Source organism: Achromobacter pestifer, assembly GCF_013267355.1.
Classification (GTDB): domain Bacteria; phylum Pseudomonadota; class Gammaproteobacteria; order Burkholderiales; family Burkholderiaceae_B; genus Achromobacter; species Achromobacter pestifer_A.
Genome location: NZ_CP053985.1, coordinates 387,309 through 409,971 on the forward strand (window position 1 = coordinate 387,309; position 22,663 = coordinate 409,971).

Annotated in this window: 15 protein-coding genes; 5 read left to right on the forward strand and 10 right to left on the reverse strand. The window is 66.7% G+C overall.

The features are described from left to right. The first annotated feature begins 103 nt into the window (after positions 1-103). Positions 104-2,722: a TRAP transporter permease gene (locus tag FOC84_RS02230; RefSeq protein WP_173142997.1), complete on the forward strand. Its 2,619-nt coding sequence runs from the start codon at positions 104-106 to the stop codon at positions 2,720-2,722. On the opposite strand, the gene FOC84_RS02235 is transcribed toward FOC84_RS02230, so the two are convergent. The 5 genes from FOC84_RS02235 to FOC84_RS02255 form a co-directional block, all read right to left on the reverse strand. After that, the gene (locus FOC84_RS02235; protein WP_173142998.1) at positions 2,723-3,922 is read right to left on the reverse strand and encodes a DUF418 domain-containing protein; all 1,200 of its coding nucleotides are present in this window, start codon (positions 3,920-3,922) and stop codon (positions 2,723-2,725) included. Continuing rightward, positions 3,919-4,542, reverse strand: coding sequence for a TetR/AcrR family transcriptional regulator (locus FOC84_RS02240; RefSeq protein WP_173142999.1), 624 nt, complete (start codon positions 4,540-4,542; stop codon positions 3,919-3,921). Before FOC84_RS02240 ends, FOC84_RS02235 begins: the two co-directional genes overlap by 4 nt. 114 nt (positions 4,543-4,656) lie before the next feature. Further along, positions 4,657-6,993, reverse strand: a complete 2,337-nt coding sequence (gene parC, locus FOC84_RS02245; protein WP_173143000.1) for a DNA topoisomerase IV subunit A — start codon at positions 6,991-6,993, stop codon at positions 4,657-4,659. Positions 6,994-7,028: 35 nt separating this feature from the next. Then, complete coding sequence (locus FOC84_RS02250) at positions 7,029-7,634, reverse strand: YcxB family protein (RefSeq protein WP_173143001.1); 606 nt, start codon at positions 7,632-7,634, stop codon at positions 7,029-7,031. After that, positions 7,634-9,595, reverse strand: coding sequence for a DNA topoisomerase IV subunit B (locus FOC84_RS02255; protein ID WP_173143002.1), 1,962 nt, complete (start codon positions 9,593-9,595; stop codon positions 7,634-7,636). The genes FOC84_RS02250 and FOC84_RS02255 overlap by 1 nt, the downstream gene beginning before the upstream one ends. A gap of 326 nt (positions 9,596-9,921) precedes the next feature. On the opposite strand from FOC84_RS02255, the gene trxA reads away from it, so the two are divergent. Next, entirely contained in the window at positions 9,922-10,248 is a 327-nt protein-coding gene (gene trxA / locus FOC84_RS02260) for a thioredoxin TrxA (protein WP_006218534.1), read from the forward strand. 117 nt (positions 10,249-10,365) lie between these two features. Next, entirely contained in the window at positions 10,366-11,625 is a 1,260-nt protein-coding gene (gene rho / locus FOC84_RS02265) for a transcription termination factor Rho (protein WP_088139520.1), read from the forward strand. 112 nt (positions 11,626-11,737) lie between these two features. Here rho and FOC84_RS02270 read toward each other — a convergent pair whose 3' ends face one another. Further along, entirely contained in the window at positions 11,738-15,385 is a 3,648-nt protein-coding gene (locus FOC84_RS02270) for a YhdP family protein (RefSeq protein WP_173149918.1), read from the reverse strand. Between the two features lie 100 nt (positions 15,386-15,485). Between FOC84_RS02270 and glnE the strand changes: the two genes are divergently transcribed. Both glnE and FOC84_RS02280 read left to right on the forward strand, forming a co-directional pair. Beyond that, complete coding sequence (gene glnE, locus FOC84_RS02275; RefSeq protein WP_173143003.1) at positions 15,486-18,266, forward strand: bifunctional [glutamate--ammonia ligase]-adenylyl-L-tyrosine phosphorylase/[glutamate--ammonia-ligase] adenylyltransferase; 2,781 nt, start codon at positions 15,486-15,488, stop codon at positions 18,264-18,266. Positions 18,267-18,351: 85 nt separating this feature from the next. Then, positions 18,352-19,026: an epoxyqueuosine reductase QueH gene (locus FOC84_RS02280; RefSeq protein WP_088139515.1), complete on the forward strand. Its 675-nt coding sequence runs from the start codon at positions 18,352-18,354 to the stop codon at positions 19,024-19,026. Between the two features lie 31 nt (positions 19,027-19,057). Here FOC84_RS02280 and FOC84_RS02285 read toward each other — a convergent pair whose 3' ends face one another. The 4 genes from FOC84_RS02285 to FOC84_RS02300 all read right to left on the reverse strand — a co-directional run bounded on the left by FOC84_RS02285 (position 19,058) and on the right by FOC84_RS02300 (position 22,594). Further along, complete coding sequence (locus tag FOC84_RS02285) at positions 19,058-20,014, reverse strand: Bug family tripartite tricarboxylate transporter substrate binding protein (protein WP_173143004.1); 957 nt, start codon at positions 20,012-20,014, stop codon at positions 19,058-19,060. Beyond that, the gene (locus FOC84_RS02290) at positions 20,011-21,267 is read right to left on the reverse strand and encodes a CaiB/BaiF CoA transferase family protein (RefSeq protein WP_173143005.1); all 1,257 of its coding nucleotides are present in this window, start codon (positions 21,265-21,267) and stop codon (positions 20,011-20,013) included. The genes FOC84_RS02285 and FOC84_RS02290 overlap by 4 nt, the downstream gene beginning before the upstream one ends. A gap of 7 nt (positions 21,268-21,274) precedes the next feature. Beyond that, the gene (locus FOC84_RS02295; RefSeq protein ID WP_173143006.1) at positions 21,275-21,418 is read right to left on the reverse strand and encodes a hypothetical protein; all 144 of its coding nucleotides are present in this window, start codon (positions 21,416-21,418) and stop codon (positions 21,275-21,277) included. 186 nt (positions 21,419-21,604) lie between these two features. Next, entirely contained in the window at positions 21,605-22,594 is a 990-nt protein-coding gene (locus FOC84_RS02300; RefSeq protein WP_173143007.1) for a quinone oxidoreductase family protein, read from the reverse strand. Positions 22,595-22,663: the final 69 nt, after the last annotated feature.

Below are 22,663 nucleotides of genomic sequence, written 5' to 3' on the forward strand. Positions count from 1 at the left end.
GCCGCGGCCCCGCAGGCTGCCGTCCCTGGCGCAACGCAGGCGCGCGCCAGGACTCAACGCGCGCCGCGCCGCCGACGCGCGCCATGACACGTAGGGGAATTTCATGAATAAAGAGCCGCACACGCCGGCCCCGGACTTGGAACAACTGGTCGCCGACGCCGACCGCGGAGGCCGCAATGTGCGCGGCCTGGCGGGCGCCACGCTGGCCGCGGGCGCGCTGGCCTGGTCCGTCTTCCAGCTTTGGTACGCATCGCCGCTGCCGTTCTCGCTGAACTGGGGCATCTTCAACGATACCGAGGCGCGCGCCCTGCACCTGGGCATCGCGATGTTCCTGGGCTACCTGGCCTACCCCGCCAGCAAGCGTTCGGCGCGCGACCGCATGCCCTGGTACGACTGGGGGCTGGCGCTGATGGCGGGCTTTTGCGGCAGTTATCTGTGCCTCTTCTACAACGAGCTGGCGGGCCGCCCCGGCCAGCCCACCACCATGGACGTGGCCACCGCCGTCATTGGCCTGGCGCTGCTGCTGGAAGTGACGCGCCGCGCGCTCGGCCTGCCCATGACCGTACTGGGCCTGGTGTTCGTCGCCTATGCCCTGGCCGGCCCCTGGCTGCCCGACGTGCTGGCGCACCGCGGCGCTTCGCTGGAACGCCTGATGTCGCACATGTGGCTGACGACGGAAGGCGTCTATGGCGTGGCGCTGGGCGTGTCGGTGTCGTACATCTTCATCTTCGTGCTGCTGGGCTCCATGCTGGACAAGTGCGGCGCCGGCAACTACATGATGCAGGTGTCGTTCGCGCTGCTGGGGCACCTGCGCGGCGGGCCGGCCAAGGTGGCCGTGGTGTCCTCGGCCGTCAATGGCCTGGTGTCGGCATCTTCCGTGGCCAACGTGGTGACGGGCGGCATCTTCACGATTCCGCTCATGAAGAAGGCCGGATACGGCGGCGTGCGCGCCGGCGCCATCGAAACCGCATCGTCCGTCAACGGCCAGATCATGCCGCCCGTGATGGGCGCGGCTGCCTTCCTGATGATCGAGTATGTCGGCATCCCCTATACCGACATCATCCGCCACGCGATCCTGCCGGCCGCGATCTCCTACATCGCGCTGTTCTACATCGTCCACCTGGAAGCCCTGAAACTGGGCATCCAGCCCATGATGGCCTCCGGCCCCGCCCGCACGCCGCTGCAGAAGCTGGCCGGCTGGGGCATGGGCATCAGCGGCACCTTGCTGGTGATGGGCGCGGTCTACTGGATAGGCACGGGCGTGCAGGCGGTGGCCGGCGCCGCGGCCATCTGGGTGCTGCTGGCCATGCTGGCCGTGCTCTATCTCTGGCTGCTGCGCGTGGCGGCGCGCCATCCCGACCTGCCGCAGGACATCGACATCAATCATCCCGTGCGCCCGCAGCCCTGGCCCACGGTGCGCGCCGGGCTCTATTTCCTGATTCCCATCGGCATCCTGGTCTGGTGCCTGAGCGTGGAAGAACTGTCGGCCGGGCTGTCGGCGTTCTGGGCGGCGATGGCGATGCTGTTCCAGATGGTGACGCAGCGTCCGCTGATCGCCTGGTTCCGCAAGCAGCCGCTGCCCGCGGCCTGGCGCCAGGGCTGGCGCGACGCCATCGGCGGCCTGGAAGACGGCGCCCGCAACATGATAGGCATCGCCATCGCCTGCGGCACTGCGGGACTGATCGTGGGCGCCATCACCCTCACCGGCCTGGGCCTGCGCATGACCGCCTTCGTCGAGTTGGTGTCGATGGGCAACGTGCTGTTGATGCTGATCTTCACGGCGGTGGTGTGCCTGATCCTGGGCCTGGGCATGCCGACCACGGCCAACTACATCCTGATGGCGACGCTGATGGCGCCCGTGGTGGTGGAGCTGGGCGCGCAGAGCGGCCTGGTGATCCCGCTGATCGCGGTGCACATGTTCGTTTTCTACTACGGAATCATGGCCGACATCACGCCGCCCGTCGGCCTGGCCACGTTCGCGGCCGCGGCCATCTCGGGCGAGGATCCGATCAAGACCGGCATCCAGGGCGTGACCTACGCGGCGCGCACGGCCATCCTGCCGTTCATGTTCGTGTTCAATCCCATGCTGCTGCTGATCGACGTCACCTATGGCTGGGAACTGGCCCTGGTCGTGGCCGGCGCCACGCTGGCCTCGCTGACCTTCGCCGCCGCCACCATGCGCTGGTTCCGCTTGCGCTGCACCCTGGCCGAAGTCGGCGTGCTGCTGCTGGTCACGTTCATGCTGTTCCGCCCGGACTGGTTCATGGACCATTTCGCGCCGCGCCATGAAAGCCGCCCGGCGTCCGAGATGCAGGCCATCGCGGCAGCGCTCCCCGACAACGGGCGGCTCACCGTGGTGCTGCGCGGCATCAACCTGGAAGGCGACGAGCTGACCAAGACCGTGGCGGTCGCCCTGCCCGAATTGACCGACAACCCTGCCGGGCAGGACTCGGGCCGCAAACGCCTGGCCGAGGCCGGACTGACGCTGATGAGCCTGGGCGACCAGACGCAGATCGGCGGCGTGCGCTTCGGCAGCCGCGCCCAGCGCGCGGGCTGGGAACAAGGCTGGGACGTGCTGGAAGTGAAGGCGCCCAACCCGCGGCGCTGGTCCGACTTCTGGGTGTACGTGCCGGCGCTGCTGTTGCTGGCGGGCATGTGGACGCGCCAGGGCCGGCGCGACGGCGGCGCCGCCGTCGGCCAACTGCGCGCCAAGCCGGTCTGATCAGTCCGCCCGCGCGCGCCGCCAGGCCGGCCATGCGCCGATGGTGAGCGCGCGCAGAAACCACTCCACCGGACCGTAGGCGTGGCGCCGCAGCCACCAGGCGGACAGCAGCAACTGCGCCGCGAAAATCGCCACGGCGATGCCGAATGCCGCCAGCGGCGAGACCGAGGCAAACAGGCGCAGGCCCCAGGCGGTGAACAAGAAGGCGCAGACGACCGATTGCATCAGGTAGTTGCTCAACGCCATCCGCCCGGCCGGCGCCAGCCAGCCCGCGAGCCGTGCGCCGGGCCCCGTGCGCATGGCCAGCAGCAAGGCCGCCGCGTATGACATGCTGAGCAGCGGCGCGGTCAGCAGGTCCGCCGCCAGCCCCGGCAATTCCCAGGCCACGCCCGCCGACGGCAGCGACGTGAAGGCATACAGCGCGGAACCGGCCAGGCCCGGTATCAGGCCCAACGCGCACAGCAGCCACAGCGCCCGCGGCTCGCGCCAGGGATCGGCCAAGGCATCGCGACGGCCCAGCGCATAGCCCGCCAGGAACATGGCGAACACGAACGGCCCCTGCACGAACAGCACCGTAAACCACACGCCCCCGGTGAGTTCCTTCACATGCTGCGCGATGGTCGTGCCTATGGTTCCGCGGTACGCGTCGATCGCCGCCAGGGCATCCGCGTGGTACTGCGCCTCGTACCCGGGCGGCACCGGGTCCAGATAGCTCAGCGCGCCCAGGATGGCCCACAACGAGGCCGTCAGCACGATGAGCCATAGCGAAATGCGCAGCGCCCGCCGCGGTTCCATGCGCCGGCACAGCAGCAGTGCCAGCCCCAGCAGCGCGTAGGTCAGGAGTATGTCGCCCTGGTAGAACAGCACGGCGTGCGCCAGCCCCAGCAAAGCCAGGCCCGTCAGGCGCCGCAGGAAACGCGGCGCGAAAGCCGCCTGGCTGCGTTCGGCCGCGGCCATCTGCAAGGTGAAGCTGTAGCCGAACAGGAACGAGAACAGCAGGTAGAACTTGGTTTCGAACAACCAGGCGATCAGCCAGCGCACGGTCAGGTCCAGCGGCTGCGAATAGGCCGGGTCGGCGATGCCCGCGCCGTAGAACGGCGAGGAGAACACGCCGATGTTGACCACCAGGATGCCGAACAGCGCGAAGCCGCGCAGCGCGTCGACCTGCTCCAGCCGCTTGTGGTTTGCCATCGCGCTCATGCCTGCCTCCCTGCGGCTGCGCCCGGCTCCGCATCGCCGGGCAGGCAGCGCAACAAAGCCTGCTCCAGGAGCCGGCTGCCCGCCGCCGCGCCGCGTGTGGGGTCGACCACCGAACGGCTGTAGACGCCGTCCAGCAGCAGCAACAGCGTGTCGGCCATCTCAATCGCGGGCTGCGGCGGCGCCCGTTGCGCCCAGATCGTTTCCAGCAACCCCACCAGGCCGGCCTTGCGCGCCGCCTCGTTTTCCATCACCAGCGCATGCACGCGAGGGTTGCGCACGGCCTCGGCCAGGATTTCCATGCCCAGTCTGACGTAGGCCGGGTCCTGATGCAGTGCCAACTGCGCGGCGACCCAATCCGCCAGCGCCCGCCTCGCGTCCAGCGCGGCGCACGCCGTCCGCATCAGTGCACTCGCGGACTCCGTGTCCGAGGCGATCAGCGCTTCGATGATCTCGGCCTTGCTGCCGTAGTAATGGAACAGATTGCCGGGACTCATGCCGGCACGAGCGCAGATCTGCGCCGTCGAGGTCGAATGGAAACCCTGCTCGGCAAAGCAATCCGCTGCCGCCGCCAATATCTGGTTTCGCCGTTCCTGCTGCTTGATGGGGTCGATCTTGCGCATTTTATTAATAGATCAATTGGTCTATCTATTAAATACCGAGATATCAGGAACGGTCAAGAAGCGAAAAAAACGGCGGACCGAAGCCCGCCGTTCCCTTGCGTACCCGCTGGATGCCTAGCCCAGCACGGGCGACAACACCGGCTGCTTGGGCCGCACGTCCAGCGCCCGACCCTTGCGGGCGCGTTTGCCGATATACGGAGCCAGCGCATCGCCCACCAGGATGTCCTCGGTGTGCTTGTTGCGGTAGATGCCCGCGGCGCGCAGGCCGCCCGCGCCAATGGGCACGGTCTGGTCCAGCTTGTCGGTGCCGTCCAGCCCCATCAGGATGGTGCCGCGGCCACCGCCGGACAGCGTCTTGACCTCGTCCAGGCCGAAGACCAGGAACTTGCCCTTGTGCGACAACAGCGCCAATTGCTTGGCGCCGTCGAACAGCGGCACCGGACGCAGAAGTTCGTCGCCCTCTTCCAGGGTGATGAACTGCTTGCCGGCGCGCTGGCGGCTGACCATGTCGGACAGCTTGGCGGCAAAGCCATAGCCGCCGCGCGTGGCCAGCAGCCAGCGGCTGTCGGCCGCGGCCGCGATCGTGTGGACGATGCGCGTGCCGCTGCCCAGGTCGATCATGGTGGTGACCGGCTGGCCGTCGCCGCGGGCCGAAGGCAGCCCGGCTACCGGCACCGAATAGACGCGCCCGTTGTCGCCCACCGCGATCAGCGTATCGGTGGTGCGGCACTCGAAGGCGCCGTACATATCGTCGCCCTGCTTGAAGCCGAATTGCGCGGCGTCGTGGCCGTGGCCCTGGCGAGCGCGCAGCCAGCCCTTTTGCGACACGATCACGGTGACCGGCTCGTCCAGAACCTTGGTTTCGAGCACGGCGCGCTCGGCGGTCTCGATCAGCGTGCGGCGGTCGTCGCCGTATTGCTTGGCGTCGGTCTCGATCTCCTTGATCAAGAGGCGCTTGAGCGTGGCGGGATTGTCCAGCAGTTCCTGCAGGCGCACCTGGTCTTCGCGCTTGTCGGCCAGTTCCTGTTCGATCTTGAAGCCTTCCAGGCGGGCCAGCTGGCGCAGGCGCATTTCCAGGATGTCCTCGGCCTGCCGTTCGGACAGCTTGAAGCGTTCCATCAGCGCGGCGCGCGGCTCGTCGGATTCACGGATCGTCTGGATGACTTCGTCCACGTTCAGGTAGACGACCATGCGGCCTTCCAGCACGTGGATGCGGTCGATGACCTTGTCCAGGCGGAAGCGCGTGCGGCGCACCACGGTGTTGGTGCGGAACGCCACCCATTCGACCAGGACGTCGCGCAGGCCCTTCTGGCGCGGGCGGCCGTCAGTGCCTATGCACACCAGGTTGATGGACGCGCTGCTTTCCATGCTGGTTTGCGCCAGCAGCGTGTTGACGAATTCGTCGCGGTCCACGCGCGAGGTCTTGGGTTCGAAGACCAGGCGCACGGCGGCGTCCTTGCCCGACTCGTCGCGCACGGCGTCCAGCAGGTTCAGCATCACGGCCTTGGCCTGCGTCTGCTCGGGCGTCAGGCTCTTCTTGCCGGTCTTGACCTTGGGGTTGGTGATTTCCTCGATCTCTTCCAGCACCTTCTGGCCCGAGGCGCCGGGCGGCAGCTCGGTGACCACCAACTGCCACTGGCCGCGCGCCATTTCCTCGAACTGCCAGCGCGCACGCACCTTGAGCGAACCGCGGCCGCCCGCATAGATCTGGGCGATGTCCGCGGCCGGCGTGATGATCTGCCCGCCGCCCGCGAAGTCCGGACCCGGGATCAGGGCATGCAGCTCGGCGTCCGGCAGCTGCGGATGCTTGATCAGCGCCACGCAGGCCTGCGCCACTTCGCGCAGGTTGTGCGGCGGGATCTCGGTGGCCATGCCGACCGCGATGCCCGAGGCGCCGTTGAGCAGCATCACGGGCAAGCGCGCCGGCAGCATCTGCGGTTCCTGCTGGCTGCCGTCGTAGTTGGGCACGAAGTCCACGGTGCCCTCGTCCAGCTCGTCCAGCAGCAGCTTGGCGATGGGCGTCAGGCGGGCTTCGGTGTATCGCATGGCGGCGGCGTTGTCGCCGTCGCGCGAACCGAAGTTGCCCTGGCCGTCGATCAGCGGATAGCGCAGGGAGAAGTCCTGCGCCATCCGCACCATCGCGTCATAGGCGGCCTGGTCGCCATGAGGATGGTATTTGCCCAGCACGTCGCCCACGACGCGCGCGGACTTCACGGGCTTGGCGCCGGCGGCCAGCCCCATCGCCTGCATGGCGTACAGGATGCGGCGCTGCACGGGTTTCTGCCCGTCGCCCACGTCCGGCAGGGCGCGGCCGCGCACCACGGAAACCGCGTAGTCCAGGTAGGCCTGCTCCGCGTAGCGCGCCAGGGTGATGGCGGCGTCGCCATCGCCGCCGCCATCGCCGCCAGGCGGGTTGGAATCGAACAAACCGGGTTGATTGCTGTCGGTCATGATGTATTCAGGTAGACAATTTCATCGAAACGGCGTCAAAGCGCCTGCGCGGACGACATCAACTGCGTGTCCGCGACATGCGCGCGCAACTGGGCCCGCACCGCATCCAGCGTGGCGGCATCCTGCCCGCGCTTGGGGATGATCACGCCTTGCAAGGTGCCGAGAATGACATAGAGATGCTCCGGGGTTTCCTCGACCCGCCGCACATCGGACCAGTCCATGCGTCCGGAGGCGGTGGAAGTGGTATCCGTGATGCCCTCAGCGCCGAAATCCAGCTGATGGCGGCCCAGGAACAACTCGTCGGGCTGCCTTTTCAGCATGCGGCGCGTGTTCATCCTGACCAGCGACGGCAGGACGTACTCGTAGGCCAGCGCCAGCAGCGCCAGGATGCCCAGGCCCACCGCCAGCCCCTGGAAGTACACGGGCAGGATCCGCCCCCAGTTCGGCATATTGCCGTCCCAGGTCTGCCAGATCAGGTAGGCCAGCAAGGCCACGATCATCAGGACCGCGAAACGCAGATGCGAGCGATAGCGGCGGCGGCGCAGCTCCGGCCGCCTGTACACATAAGCGGCGAAATCGGCGTAGTCGTCGGCCGTCATCTGGACGTCCATGCGGGCCGAGCCGGGCGCGGACGCGGCCATCAGATGTCCAGCTCCGCCAGATTGCCCTTCTCTTCGATCCAGGCGCGGCGCTGCGAGGACTCGCCCTTGCCCATCAGCATGTCGAACATGCGGGTGGTGTCTTCGGGCGTCTGGTCGCCGTAGCCCACGGGCAGCAGGCGGCGCGTATCCGGGTTCATGGTGGTTTCCCAGAGCTGCTCGGGATTCATTTCACCCAGGCCCTTGAAGCGGCTGACGGCCCATGCGCCTTCACGCGCGCCTTCCTTGCGCAACTTGTCTTGCGCGGCCTCGAGCTCGCCTTCGTCCAGGCAGTAGATCTTGCGCGCCGGACGCTTGCCCTGCGCCGGCACGTCCAGGCGAAACAGCGGCGGCTTGGCCACGAACACGTTGCCGGCCTCGACCAGCTTGGGGAAGTGCTTGTAGAACAGCGTCAGCAGCAGCACCTGGATATGCGAGCCGTCGACGTCGGCGTCGGACAGGATGCAGATGCGGCCGTAGCGCAGGCCCGACAGGTCCGGCGTGTCGCCGGGGCCGTGCGGGTCCACGCCGATGGCGACGGAAATGTCATGGATCTCGTTGTTGGCGAAGAGCCGGTCGCGGTCCACTTCCCAGGAATTGAGCACCTTGCCGCGCAGCGGCAGGATGGCCTGGAATTCCTTGTCGCGGCCCATCTTGGCGGAACCGCCCGCGGAGTCGCCCTCGACCAGGAAGACTTCGGTGCGGGTCGCGTCGCTGGACTCGCAATCGGTCAGCTTGCCCGGCAGCACGGCCACGCCCGAGCTCTTGCGCTTTTCGACCTTCTGGGCCGAGCGCTGGCGCGCCTGGGCCTGGCGGATGGCCAGTTCGGCCAGCTTCTTGCCGTACTCGACGTTGCTGTGCAGCCACAGGTCCAGCGCGCTCTTGGAAAAGCCGCCGACCAGGCGCACCGCATCGCGGCTGTTGAGCCGTTCCTTGATCTGGCCCTGGAATTGCGGGTCCAGCACCTTGGCCGACAGCACGAAGCTGGCGCGCGCGAACACGTCTTCGGGCAGCAGCTTGACGCCCTTGGGCAGCAGGCTGTGCAGCTCGGCGAAGCCCTTGACCGCGCCGAACAGGCCTTCGCGCAGGCCGGATTCATGAGTGCCGCCAGCAGGCGTTGGAATCAGGTTTACGTACGACTCGCGCATCGCGTTGCCGTCTTCAGTCCAGGCCACCACCCACTGGGCGCCCTCGCCTTCGGCGAAGTTCTCGTGGTCGGCGCCCGCGTATTGCGCACCCTCGAAGAACGGCACCATCAGCTCCGCCCCCGACAGCGCTTCCGACAGGTAGCCGCGCAGGCCGTCCTGATACTGCCAGGTCTTGGTGTCGCCCGTTTTTTCATTGACCAGGGACACCTTCGCCCCGGGCAGCAGCACGGCCTTGCTGCGCAAGAGGTGCGTCAACTCGCCCAGCGGAATATTGGGGCTGTCGAAATACTTGGGATCCGGCCAGACACGCACGCGGGTGCCGGACTTCTTGCGGCCGCCCTGATCGTAGGGCGCCAGGGGCTCGGCCACGTCGCCGCCCTTGAAAACCAGACGGTTTACCGCGCCATCGCGCCACACCACCACCTCGAGCCGCGTGGCCAGGGCGTTGGTGACGGACACGCCGACGCCGTGCAGGCCGCCGGAGAAGGCGTAGGCGCCGCCGCCCGCCTTGTCGAACTTGCCGCCGGCGTGCAGGCGGGTGAACACCAGCTCCACCACGGGAGCGTGCTCTTCGGGATGCAGGCCGACGGGAATGCCGCGGCCGTCATCCTCGACGGAAACGCTGCCGTCGATATGCAGCGTGACCTGGATCTGCTTGCAGTAACCGGCCAAGGCCTCGTCTGCGGCGTTATCAATGACCTCCTGCACGACGTGCAGGGGGTTTTCGGTTCGGGTGTACATGCCCGGGCGCTGGCGCACGGGCTCCAGTCCCTTCAGGACGCGAATGGACGCCTCGGTGTAACGTGGAGTGGCCAAGTTATCCCCAACATCTGTGGAAAAAAACCGACATTTTACGGATAAGCCTAGATTCTGCGCGGCTCCCAGTGGGATGAGCACGACCTGAGCAGCTCCAAATTCGGTAGGATGATGACAGTCACAGCCAGCGCATCGGGGCGGAACGGCCCGGATCGCGACAACTGCGCCGCAACATCCTACACAAATCCTGCAACTCCTGTTGTTATTAACAGTGGTATGCCTGGTGTTATTGACAGTGGTATGCTTGAGGCCGTCCACAAACAAGAACAACGGCAAGGCGCGTCCCTTTTTACGCGCCTTTTGCTGCCGAACCGAGAATCACCATCATGAGCGACCAAATCAAGAACGTCAGTGACGCCAGCTTCGATGCCGATGTGTTGAAATCCGGCCAGCCGGTGCTGGTGGACTACTGGGCTGCCTGGTGTGGCCCCTGCAAGATGATTGCCCCGATCCTGGAAGAAGTCGCCACGGAGTACGCTGGCCGCCTGACGATCGCCAAGCTGAACGTCGACGAAAACCAGGGCACCGCCACCAAGTACGGCATCCGCGGCATTCCCACCCTTATGCTCTTTAAAGACGGCCAAGCCGCCGCCACCAAAGTTGGCGCGCTGTCGAAGTCGCAACTGACCGCATTCCTGGACGGCGCGCTGTAAGCCGCGTGCCGTGAACGAAGGCGCCGCCCTCGGGGCGGCGCTCATTCAATACCGCGTGTGCCCGTCCGTGGCGCGCCGCCAGAACTCTCCTTCACTCTCCCCCAAAATCCCACCGCGATGCACCTCAACGAACTGAAGGCGCTGCACGTCTCGCAGCTGCTGGAAATGGCCGCCGGCCTGGAAATCGAGAACGCCAACCGCCTGCGCAAGCAGGAGCTGATGTTCGCCATCATGAAACGGCGCGCCAAGCAAGGCGAGCAGATCTTCGGCGACGGCGTCCTCGAAGTCCTGCCTGACGGCTTTGGCTTCCTGCGCTCGCCCGAGACCTCGTATCTGGCCAGCACGGACGACATCTACATCTCGCCCTCGCAGATCCGCCGCTTCAACCTGCACACCGGCGATTCGATCGAAGGCGAAGTGCGCACGCCCAAGGACGGCGAGCGCTATTTCGCCCTGGTGAAGGTGGACAAGGTCAACGGCGTGGCGCCGGAAGCGATCAAGCATCGCATCATGTTCGAAAACCTGACGCCGCTGCACCCGAACCGCAACATGCGCCTGGAACGCGACATCAAGAGCGAGGAAAACCTCACGGGCCGCATTCTCGACGTCTTCGCCCCCATCGGCATGGGCCAGCGCGGCCTGATCGTCGCCAGCCCGAAGTCCGGCAAGACGGTGATGATGCAGCACATCGCGCACGCCATCACCACCAACTATCCCGACGCGGTCATGATCGTCCTGCTGGTGGACGAGCGCCCCGAGGAAGTGACTGAAATGCAGCGCACGGTGCGCGGCGAAGTGGTGGCCTCGACCTTCGACGAACCCGCCACCCGCCACGTGCAGGTCGCGGAAATGGTCATCGAAAAGGCCAAGCGCCTGGTCGAAATGAAGAAGGACGTCGTGATCCTGCTGGACTCGATCACCCGTCTGGCCCGCGCCTACAACACCGTGGTGCCGGCCTCCGGCAAGGTGCTGACCGGCGGCGTGGACGCCAACGCGCTGCAACGCCCCAAGCGCTTCTTCGGCGCCGCCCGCAACCTGGAAGAAGGCGGTTCGCTGACCATCCTGGGCACGGCGCTGATCGAAACCGGCAGCCGCATGGATGAAGTCATCTATGAAGAATTCAAGGGCACCGGCAACTCCGAAGTCCACCTCGAGCGTCGCCTGGCTGAAAAGCGCGTCTACCCGTCGATCAACCTGAACAAGTCCGGCACCCGCCGCGAAGAGCTGCTGATCGCCCCGGACCTGCTGCAGAAGGTCTGGGTGCTGCGCAAGTTCATCCACGACATGGACGAAGTCCAGTCCATGGAATTCATCCTGGACAAGATGCGCGCCACCAAGACCAACGCCGAATTCTTCGACATGATGAAGAAGAAGTAAGCCGTGTCGCGGTCCGCGGCGCCTGCGCCTCGGACCCGGCCATGAAAAACGCCCTGGGCGCCAAGCGCGCTCCAGGGCGTTTTTCATGGAACGAACGGGCCGCCTGCGCGGCTCACTGCCCCCCCATGAACTCCTCCAGAGTGCCGGGCTGCGGCGCCGGGCGCGGCGTCTGCTTGTCGCCCACCGGCTTGCCGGACGCGTCTATCGGCTCGATCTTGGGATCGTCCCAGCTACCGGTGACGGCGTATTCCATGGTCATGGCCCGCGCCAGCGGCTGCTTCAGCAGCCATTGCGTCACGAAGGCCCCCAGGCCGATCAGCGGATTGACCGCCAGCGCCGTCACCATGGCCGCGCCGCTGGCGTCCAGGTTGGGAATCACCACCGCCTTCATGTCCCAGCGCTCGCGGATGATGTTCACGCCGCCCGCCAGCACGATCGTCGCCACCGGTCCGTTGATCTTGTAGCCCTCGGTCGAGATCGTGCCGTCGGCTACCTTGACCTTGCCGCGGATGGTGTCGAAGGGGAAGCCATCGCGCAGCAGATTGGTGGGATTCACGTCCAGCCGCGCCAGCCGCTGCAGCGATTGCAGGGACAGCAGCTCCAGCAGCCGCGCGGTGCGGGAGTTCACGTGCATGAAGCGACCCTTGTCCAGGCTGACATCGACCTCGCCCGTCAGGTCTTCGATCTTGTGGGTCCAGGGCAGATTGCGCCAGGCGGCCTTGCCTTGCATCGTGCCGTTGCCGCCCGAGACCACCTTCTCGAAGCCGATGCGGTCCAGGAACTTGCCCACGTCTTCGAACTTGACCAAGGCATCCACGGTCAGGCCGCGGCTCTGACCCTCCAGGTTCCAGTTGCCGGTGGCGTTGAGCGAGGCCGCCTCGTTGACGATGGACAGCTTGTCCAGGCGCCATTGGCGGCCGCGCTGCAGGTTCGTGCCCTGCACCTGGAGTTCGCCCACATTCTTGCCGTACAGCAGGAATTCCTTGGCCTGCAGGTCGATCGCCGGGATGTCGGACAGGTCGTTGCTCGAGGACAGCGCCTCGTCGGCCTTGTTCGTATCACCCTCGCCGCCCAGCGACAGGTGCTTCAGGCGCGCGGTGATCTGGCCGGCGATGGCGCCCGAGGCCTCGCGCCATTCCAGCGACCCCGTCGCCTGCTTGGATTGCAGGTCCACGCGCCATTGGGCGGGCCCCGGCCGGGTTGCGTACAGCGTCAGGTCGTTCAGGGTAAAGCCGCCAGTCCGCAATACACCGGCCGCCAGGCTGATGCGTTCGGCCGGGGGCAGCATCGGCTTGGCCGCGGCACGGCCCTTGCCGGCAGGCGCGCTGAAGCCGTCGGACACTTTTTCCCAGGCATCCATGTCCAGCTCCGGCAGGCTGGCGTTCAGGCTGAAACCGCGTTCCGGCAGGCTCGCGGGGCGGTTGATGCCCAGCGCGCCGCGCGCGAAATAGGAGGGCGCCCCTTCGGACGGCGCCCGCTCGAACAGCGCGTTGACGCCATCCCCCAGGCTGGCGGTCAGCCAGCGCCGGTTCTGCGCCCCGCGGTCCTGGGCCGGCGACCATTGCACCTTCAGCAACTGGGACGCCTGGGCCGGCTTGCCTACCGGGGCGGGCATGTCGATCGCCATGCCCACCAGATCGGATTCCACGGAGATGTCCACCGCGCCGCCGCGCTGATAACCCACCCTGCCCTTGTAGGCGGCCTTGCCCGAAAAGCGCGACATGGACGGCGTGTTGCTCAACTGGCTCAGCGCCGGCCCGGCCAGCGTGCCCTCGAAGCGCAACGCGTCCGTGCTCTGCGCCAGGCGTCCGTATATCCGCGCCGGGCCGCCCAGGAATTGAGCCCGCAGGTCCTTGGCCTCGACGCCCTTCTCTGAAAATGCCAGGTCGCCGTGCATCTGGCTGAGCAGCGGCATCTCCGGCATGAAGGTGAAGGTGTTGCCCCCGAACAGGATATTCCCCTGGACCTCGGTGTCATCGGTGTTCAGCAGGGGCACCTTGAGCTTGAGTCTCACCCGCCAGTCGCCGGTGCCGCGCGCCTCGTCCAGGGCGCCGTCCAGCAACTCGCCCAAGGGCGAGTTGGCCGCCAGCGCCAGATAGGCCGGCACGGTGCCGGACGTCTCGCCGGTCAGCAGCAGTTCGGAGTTCTCTTCCATGTTGGGAATGGTTGCGGCAACCGCTCCCAGCGTCACGGTATGCCCCGACCCGGTATGAGCGACCGCGCCGCCCGCGCTGTCCAGCGCCAGGCTGACCTTGTCGATGCGGAAATTGCCGGACAGGTTCTCCAGCATCGGCCAGCCCTTGCGGCGCTCGCGGGCCGGCGCGTAATCGACCTTGGCGCCGGTGAATCCGCCGGCGATCACGAATTCGCCCTGGGACGCCGGCGCGCCAAACGGAAACTCGTCGAGATCGCCCTTGAGCGTGATGGAGGCGGACTGCATTTCGCCTGCCGGCAAGCCGATGGCCAGCCATTCGCGGGCGTCGGCGTTGACCTCCAGGGGCAGGTAGCGATGGATGGCGGACATGGAGCCGCGCGCCATCACGCCGCGCATGTCGACGCTGCCCGCCGCGGTCTTGCCCTCGCGCCGCCACTGCCCTTGCAGGCGCACGTCGAGATCGTCGTTGACCAGTTGCAGCTGGCCCACGTCCACGAACCAGTGATCGGCGTCCGGCCCCTTGATGGCGGCCTCCAGCGCCGCTTCGCGCACCGCCAAGTCGGGTTGCTCGAAGACGCCCGGCAAGCTCAGGCCCAGCTGTTCGACCTTGCCGTTGACCGATACCGCCGGCGCGCCAGGGCTGCGCGCCAGGGGCACGCTGTCCAGTTGCATGAAGTCGCCCGGCAGGCCATGGATGCGGGCCTGGACGTAGCCAGCCTTGAAGCCGGGAGCGTCAGCGCCTTGCGGGGTCTGCGTCCATTGCAGGCCGCGCGCCGCGGCGTCCGCGGTCAGATCGGTGAACTTGCCGCGTTCCAGCTGCAGCCATGCCCGCCCGCTCAAGCGCCCCGCCACCGCCGGGACCTCGAGCCACGGCCGCCACGCCAGCGGCTCGGCGTCGTCCAGCTGCACATACAGCTGGCCGCCCCAGTTGCCGGGATTGGCCGCGCTCACCGAGAACAGGCTGCGGTTGAATTCGCCGCGCAGCTCCACGTTGCGCGCCAACGCGTCGCCCGCCGCGGCCTTGAGCACGAAGCGGTGGGACAGGCTGCCGTTGCGCGCCAGCAGGTCGACGCCCGTCAGGGTCAGCTCGGGCGCGCGGCGCAATTCGTCCTGCCAGCGTATGGTGGCGCCGCGGATGCGCAGCTCGCGCTGCGCGCCCAGCCAGCGCAGGGCCGGATGGTCCAGGTCGGAACGCTGGTCGCCGCCATTGAGGTCGATGTCCTGGCCCGCGACCCACAAATGATTGGCGGGATCCCGCCGCAAGATGAGTTCGGGCCGTTCGAGCTGCAGACGCAACAGCTTGGGCGACAAGACCAGGATGCTGCGCCAGGCCAGCACCGCCGAAACGGAAGGCAGGGACAGCACGGGGTCGACCTCGTCGTCGTAGACTTGGACGGAGGTGAGATCGAGCTTGGGGTTCAGGCCTTGCCAGTTCGCCTGGATGGCGCCGATGGTCACTCGGGAACCCAGCGCCTTGCTGGCGTAGGCTTCGATCTGGGGACGCCATTGGTCCACGCGGGGCAGGACCCAATAGCGTACGCCCAGCAGTCCGAGGGCCACGACGCCATAGACGGTCAGCACGGCCCAAAAGACCCAGCAGAGCACTTTTTTTGAAACAGACACGGATCGGTGGGCAGAAAAATAGGTCTTGCGGTATCGTCCCCACTTATACCTGAAACGCGCCTATTCTGCCGCCCCTTTCGCCATGTCCACGCCCTCTACGCTCGCCCCCGCCCTCGCCTGGTCCGGCCATCTGCGCCGCCGACTGGATGCCCACCCGGATCTGGCCGCCTGGCTGGACGATGCCGTGCGCCAACCCGTCACGCCCGTGCAGATCGCGCGCTGGCAGGCCGAGCTGGCCGGACCGCAGGCAGGCGACACGCTCCCCGTGGATGTCTGCCGCATGGTGCTGCGCAAGCTGCGCGAACGGGTCTTCAACGCGCTGATCGTGCGCGACCTGACTGGCCAGGCCGATCTGGAAGAAGTCGTCGGCGCCATGACCACGCTGGCCGACACCGCGGTGGCCGCGGCCTATCGCAGCGTGGCCGCGGACCTCGCCGCGGTGCATGGCGTGCCGCGCGATCCGGCCACCGGCAAGCCGCAGGAAATGCTGATCGTGGGCATGGGCAAGCTGGGCGGCTGCGAGCTGAATGTCTCGTCCGACATCGACCTGATCATGCTGTACGGCGAAGAAGGTGAAACCGATGGCCCGCGCCGCATCAGCCATCATGAGTTCTACGGCCGCCTGACGCGGCGCATGATGCCGGTGCTGTCCGAAGTCGACGCCAACGGCCAGGTGTTCCGCACCGACCTGCGCCTGCGCCCCGACGGCGACGCCGGCCCCCTGGCCTGGAGCCTGGACGCGCTGGAACACTACCTGATCGGCCAGGGCCGCGAATGGGAACGCTACGCCTGGCTCAAGGCCCGGCTGATCCCGGCCCAGGCCTTCGAAGGCAGCGACAGCGCCGCCCAGGCGCGCCAGCTGGAAAGCCTGCGCGTACCCTTCGTCTACCGCAAGTACTTCGACTTCGACGCTCTCTCGGCCCTGCGCGCCCTGCGCGAACGCATCCGCCAGGACTGGCAGCGGCGCGCCAGCGCGCGCAACGGTATCGACAGCGCCAACAATATCAAGCTGGGCGACGGCGGCATCCGCGAGATCGAATTCGTGGTGCAGCTTGCCCAACTGATCCGCGGCGGCCGCATGCCCGCGCTGCAAAAGCGCGGCCTGCTGGAAGCGCTGCACGCGGAAAGCGCGGCTGGGCTGGTGCCCGAGGAAGACGCGCGCCGGCTGGAAGAGGCCTACCGCTACCTGCGCCGCACCGAGCATGCCCTGCAATACCGCGAGGACGCCCAGACCCATCTGCTGCCGGGCGACCCTGAACAGCGCGCCGCGCTGGCCGCAGCGCTGGGCATGAGTCCCGCGGACTTCGAAAGTACGCTGGCCGCGCACCGCCAATTCGTCTCGCAGACCTTCCGTAACGTGTTCCGCCTGGTGGGCATGGGCGACGCCGAAGTGCCGGCGCCCGCGCCTGGCGCCGCCGACGCTGGGTCCGGCCAGGACGAGCCCGACAGCAGCAGCGAACTGGCCGAGCAGATCCGCCAGGCCTTCGGCGACGACGCGCAGGACCTGCTGCGCCGTACCGAAACCCTGCTGGGCAGCCACCGGGTGCGCAGCCTGCCCGAGAGCAGCCGCAAGCGCATGGACGCCCTGCTGCCCGCCGCCCTGCGCGCCGCCTTGCAGACCCCCGCTCCGCTGCAAGCCACGGTGCGACTGTTCGACCTGATCGAAAAAATCGTCCAGCGCAGCGCCTACCTGGCCCTGCTGGCCGAGTATCCGGACACCCTGGCCCGCGTGGCGCGCATGGTCGCCGCCAGCCCCTGGGCCGCGCAATACCTGACCCAGCACCCCTTGCTGCTGGACAGCCTGATCGACTGGCGCACACTGTTCGAACCACTGGACTTCACCCAGATCGGGCGCCAGCTGACCGCGGACCTGGACGCCTGCCGGCTGCCCGACGGCGATCCGGACATCGAGCGCCAGATGAACCTGATGCGCGACATGCAGCGCCAGGCCAGTTTCCAATTGCTGGCGCAGGACCTGGAAGGCGAACTCACCGTGGAAAAACTGGCTGACCAGCTGTCCGCGCTGGCCGACCTGCTGCTGACCGAGGCCATCCGCCGCACCTGGCCGCTGGTGAACAAGACCGAGGGCGCCGAACCGCGCTTCGCCGTCATCGCCTACGGCAAGCTCGGCGGCAAGGAACTGGGCTATGCCTCCGACCTGGACCTGGTGTTCCTGTTCGACGATCCGCGCGACGACGCCGCCGAGGTCTACGCCAAGCTGGGCCGGCGCATGACGTCGTGGCTGTCGACCATGACGTCTTCCGGACGGCTATACGAGGTGGACCTGCGCCTGCGGCCGGACGGCGACGCCGGCCTGCTGGCGGTGTCCGTGGAAGCTTTCGAGCAATACCAGCACAAGCATGCCTGGGCCTGGGAACACCAGGCACTGACCCGCGCCCGCTACGCCTCGGGCGACGCCGGCGTCGGCGCCCGCTTCGAGCAGATCCGGGAGGACATGCTGGTGCTGCCCCGCGACGCCGCCAAGCTGCGCGAGGAAGTGCTGGCGATGCGCGAAAAAATCAATGCGGGCCATCCCAACAGCAGCCCGCTGTTCGACCTGAAGCACGATCGCGGCGGCATGGTCGACGTGGAATTCGTCACGCAGTACCTGGTGCTGTGCCACTCGGGCACGCATCCGGTGCTGGTGCGCAACCTGGGCAATATCGCGTTGCTGCGCCTGTCGGGCGAGGCGGGCCTGATTTCTCCCGAGCTGGCCGCGCGCGCCGGCGACGCCTACCGCACCCTGCGCCGCGCGCAGCACCAGTTGCGCCTGCAGGGCGTGGAGAAGGCGCGCGTCCCGCAGGACCAGCTGCAGGAGGAACGCGCCGCCGTGCGCGAACTCTGGGACGCCGTGCTGGGCTGAAGGGCACAGGGGGGACGGGGCGCCCCCCCTTCAGCGGCAACTCAGCGTAAAATAAGGGGTTTTCCGTTATCTTTGCCTGCAAGCCATGTCCGAACTCGTGCGCCCCAAACTCGACCTGCCCGCCGGCCGCCGCAAGGTGCTGATGCACTCATGCTGCGCGCCCTGTTCCGGCGAAGTCATGGAAGCGATGACCGCCTCGGGCATCGACTACGCCATCTACTTCTACAACCCGAACATCCATCCGGTCAAAGAGTACGAAATCCGCAAGCAGGAAAACATCCGCTTCGCCGAACAGCACGGCATCGAGTTCATCGACGCCGACTACGACATGGACAACTGGTTCGACCGCGTCAAGGGCATGGAAGACGCCCCCGAGCGCGGCGAACGCTGCACGGCCTGCTTCGACATGCGCTTCGAACGCACGGCGCTCTACGCGCACGAGCATGGTTTCGACACTATCACCAGCTCGCTGGGCATTTCGCGCTGGAAGGACATGAACCAGATCAACGGCTGCGGCGAACGCGCCGCGGCGCGCTACGACGATCTGATCTACTGGACCTACAACTGGCGCAAAGGCGGCGGCTCGGCCCGCATGATCGAAATCAGCAAGCGCGAAAACTTCTACCAGCAGGAATATTGCGGCTGCGTCTATTCGCTGCGTGACACCAACCGCCACCGCCGCTCGCAGGGCCGCGAACGCATCCACATCGGCGTGAAGTTCTACGGCAAGGAAGACCTGATCAACGAGGAACAGCTCTGATCAGGACGGGCTCTCCCCGCCTGCGCGGGGTTCAGTTCTTGCCGCGCAAACCCAGTTGTTCGACCACCGGCCGCCACTTGCTGATTTCGTCACGGATCAGCTGATCGAACTCCGAGGGCGTTCCAACCCTGATGATCATTCCCCTCTCGCCTAACTGCCTGGCGATATCAGGGGTGGTCATGGCGGTGCGGATATCGGCGTTGATCTGGCGGACCTGGGCGGAATCCATGCCTTTGGGGCCCAGAATGCCAAACCAGGTGCTGACGTCATAGCCTGGCACGCCGGACTCGGCGATGGTCGGCACGCTACTCAGCACAGGCACTCGCGTACCGGACGTCACGGCGATAGCCCGGACATTGCCGCCATCAATCTGCTCCTTCGCGCCAGGAACCGTATTGAAACTGAGGGGCACGTGCCCGCCGATGACATTGGTGAGAGACTCCGCACCCCCCTTGAAGAAAACAGCCTCCAGGTTTGCGCCGCTCATCGACTTGAACAGTTCGCCCGACAGATGCACCGACGTTCCCATGCCGGAGGTGCCATAGGACAACAGCTTTGGATCGGCTTTCGATGCGGCCACCAGCTCCATGACGTTCCCGTAGGGACTGTTCTTCGGAACCAACAGCACATTCGGCACGTCGACCACTTGCGCGACAGCCGTAAAGTCCTCGACCGTCCGATACGGAAGCTTCTCATGCACCAGTTCATTGATCGCATGCCCGCTGGCCACGATCAGCAGCGTGCGGCCATCGGGCGGCGCTGCCGCCACCTGCCGCGCCCCGATGGTGCCCGCCGCGCCCGGCTTGTTCTCCACGACTACCGGCTGATTCCAGATCTGGGAGAGCCGGGAAGCCAGGCTGCGCGCGACGGTGTCGGTCGCCCCTCCCGCCGCGAACGGCACGATGATGCGGGTCGAAGCGTTCTGCGCGCCCGCGGCAAACGGCAGCATGGCGGCGGTCAATGTTGCAAGAATGGTCCTGATCTTCATGCTTGTCTCCTGTGGACGTGAATTTCCTCCGTGCTCATCCCCAGCACTTCGCGCAGCACTTCATCGGTGTGCTGTCCGCAAGTGGGAGGCGCGGTGTAGCGATCGAGCGGCGTGGCGGACATGCGCATCGGCGTCGCCACGAGAGGCACGCTGCCGCCGCTGACGTGCTTGACGTGCCTCACGATTTCCCGGGCGCTCGCCTGCGGGTCCGCCAGCGCCTCGGCCAGCGTGTTGATGGGGCCGGCCACAAGGCCGGCGCGTTCCAGCTCCGCCAGCCAATAGGCTTTGGTGTTGGTACGCAACCTGGTCTCGATCGCCTCCAGCAGCGGGGCGCGATTGACGACCCGGGCACTATTGCTCCGGTAGCGCTCGTCGTCCGCCAGGTCCGTCAAGTCCAGCACTTCGCACAGACGGCGGAACTGCATGTCGTTCCCGGTCACGATCACGATGCGGGCGTCCGAGCAGGCGAACGCATTGGAGGGCGATACCGAGGGAGCGCCATTGCCGAAGCGTTCCGGCACCTCCTGTGAAACGAGATAGTGGCTGGCTTGATGCGACATGGCAGCCAACTGCGCATCGAACATGGAGATGTCGATGTACTGGCCTTCCGCGCCGCGAACATCCCGCGCATAGAGCGCGGCCTGGATCGCCATGGCGGCATAGGTCCCGGCCATCATGTCGGACATCACCAGCCCGACCTTCAACGGTCCGCCGCCGGGTTCGGCGTCCGGCCTGCCCGTAACGCTCATTAGGCCGCACATCGCCTGCATCACCGTGTCGTAGCCCATCTGATGGCGGCGCGGACCGGTCTGGCCGAAGCCGCTGATCGAGCAGTAGATGATGCGAGGATTGAGGGCCGCAATGCTGGCGTAGTCCAGGCCATACTTGGCGAGATTTCCCGCCTTGAAGTTCTCGACGAACACGTCGCACTTCTGCGCAAGCCGCCGAATAGTCGCCTGCCCTTCGGGCGTCTTGATGTCCAGCGCGACCGATCGCTTATTGCGATTGACGCTAAGGTAATAGCTGGACTCGCTGGTGGGCGCCCCCTGGCCGTCCATGAGAAAAGGAGGACCCAGGCGCCGCTGATCGTCGCCTCTGCCGGGCTGTTCGATCTTGATGACGTCCGCGCCCAGGTCGCCAAGAATCTGTGTTCCCCATGGGCCGGAGAACACGCGGGTCATATCCAGCACGCGTATGCCCGCAAGCGGGCGCTTGTCGGCTCCCGCGTCCTTCCTGTTTGTGTCGGCTGACATTTGCACCTCATTGATCAATGAAATGCAAAGTCATAAGCAAACCATGTGCCAGCGCGCTGACCGCGGCTGAATCCAGGTACTGCGGCACGCGCCGCGTATTCAAGCCGTTCTGAATGGCTACACCGTTGTTTTCCGCAGCGACATTGGACATGCCATCGCCCCGCAAGGCAGGCCTGGCCGTTCCGGCCGGCGGGGCCAGCAAGAAACCCGCCTGTGCGCGTACCAAGCCGCCAAATGAGCACCTCGCCTGCGCAATAAAAAAACCCGGCACCGCGCTCAGCGCGGTGCCGGGCCTGGCGCGGCGCCCCTGCGGGCCCCGCGCATCGCCGACCTGGGATCAGTCCAGCATCAGCACCGTGGCGCCAGTGGTCTTGCGCGCGGCCAGCGCGGTCTGGGCTTCGCCAGCCTGCTCCAGCGTGTAGCGCTGGTCGATGCGGACCTTGATCTTCTTCTTCAGGACCAGGTCGAACAGCTCTTCGGAGGCGGCTTGCAGCTTGGCCAGCGTATTGACGTGCAGGCCCAGCGACGGGCGCGTCACGTACAGGCAGCCCTTCTGGTTCAGCGTCGCCAGGTTGACGCCCGACACGGGGCCGGACGCGTTGCCGAAGCTGACCATCAGGCCGCGCGGCTCGATGCAGTCCAGCGAGGTTTCCCAGGTGTCCTTGCCCACGCCGTCATAAACCACCGGCACCTTCTTGCCGCCGGTCAGCTCGAGCACGCGCTCGGCCACGTTCTCGCGCGAGTAGTCGATGGTTTCCCAGGCGCCGTTGGCGCGGGCCAGCTCGGCCTTCTCGGGGCTGGAAACGGTGCCGATCAGCTTCACGCCCAGGGCCTTGGCCCATTGGCAGGCGATCAGGCCCACGCCGCCGGCGGCCGCGTGGAACAGGATGGTCTCGCCGCCTTGCAGGCGGTAGGTCTGGCGGAACAGGTACTGCACCGTCAGGCCCTTGAGCATCAGGGCCGCGGCCTCGTCAAAGCCGATGCCCTTGGGCACCTTGACGACCTGCGCGGCCGGCACGTTGCGCGCCTTGGCGTAGGCGCCGATCGGGCTCTGACCGTAGGCGACGCGGTCGCCCTTCTTCAGATGCGTGACCTCGGCGCCGACGGCGGTCACCACGCCCGCGCCCTCGAAGCCCAGGCCGTGCGGCAGCGCATGGGGATACAAGCCCGTGCGGTAATAGATATCGATGAAGTTCAGGCCGGCGGCGTGCTGCTCGATCGTGACTTCATTGGCGGCGGGCGGAGGCACTTCCACCTCGACCAGCTTCAGGACTTCAGGACCACCGTGCTGCTCGATACGAATTGCCTTGACGAGATTGCTGGCCATGCTGGCCTCCTTTCATTGGAAAAAATGCTAACGAGAGCCTGTCTGCGGCCCCTGAACGAGAAAAACCAG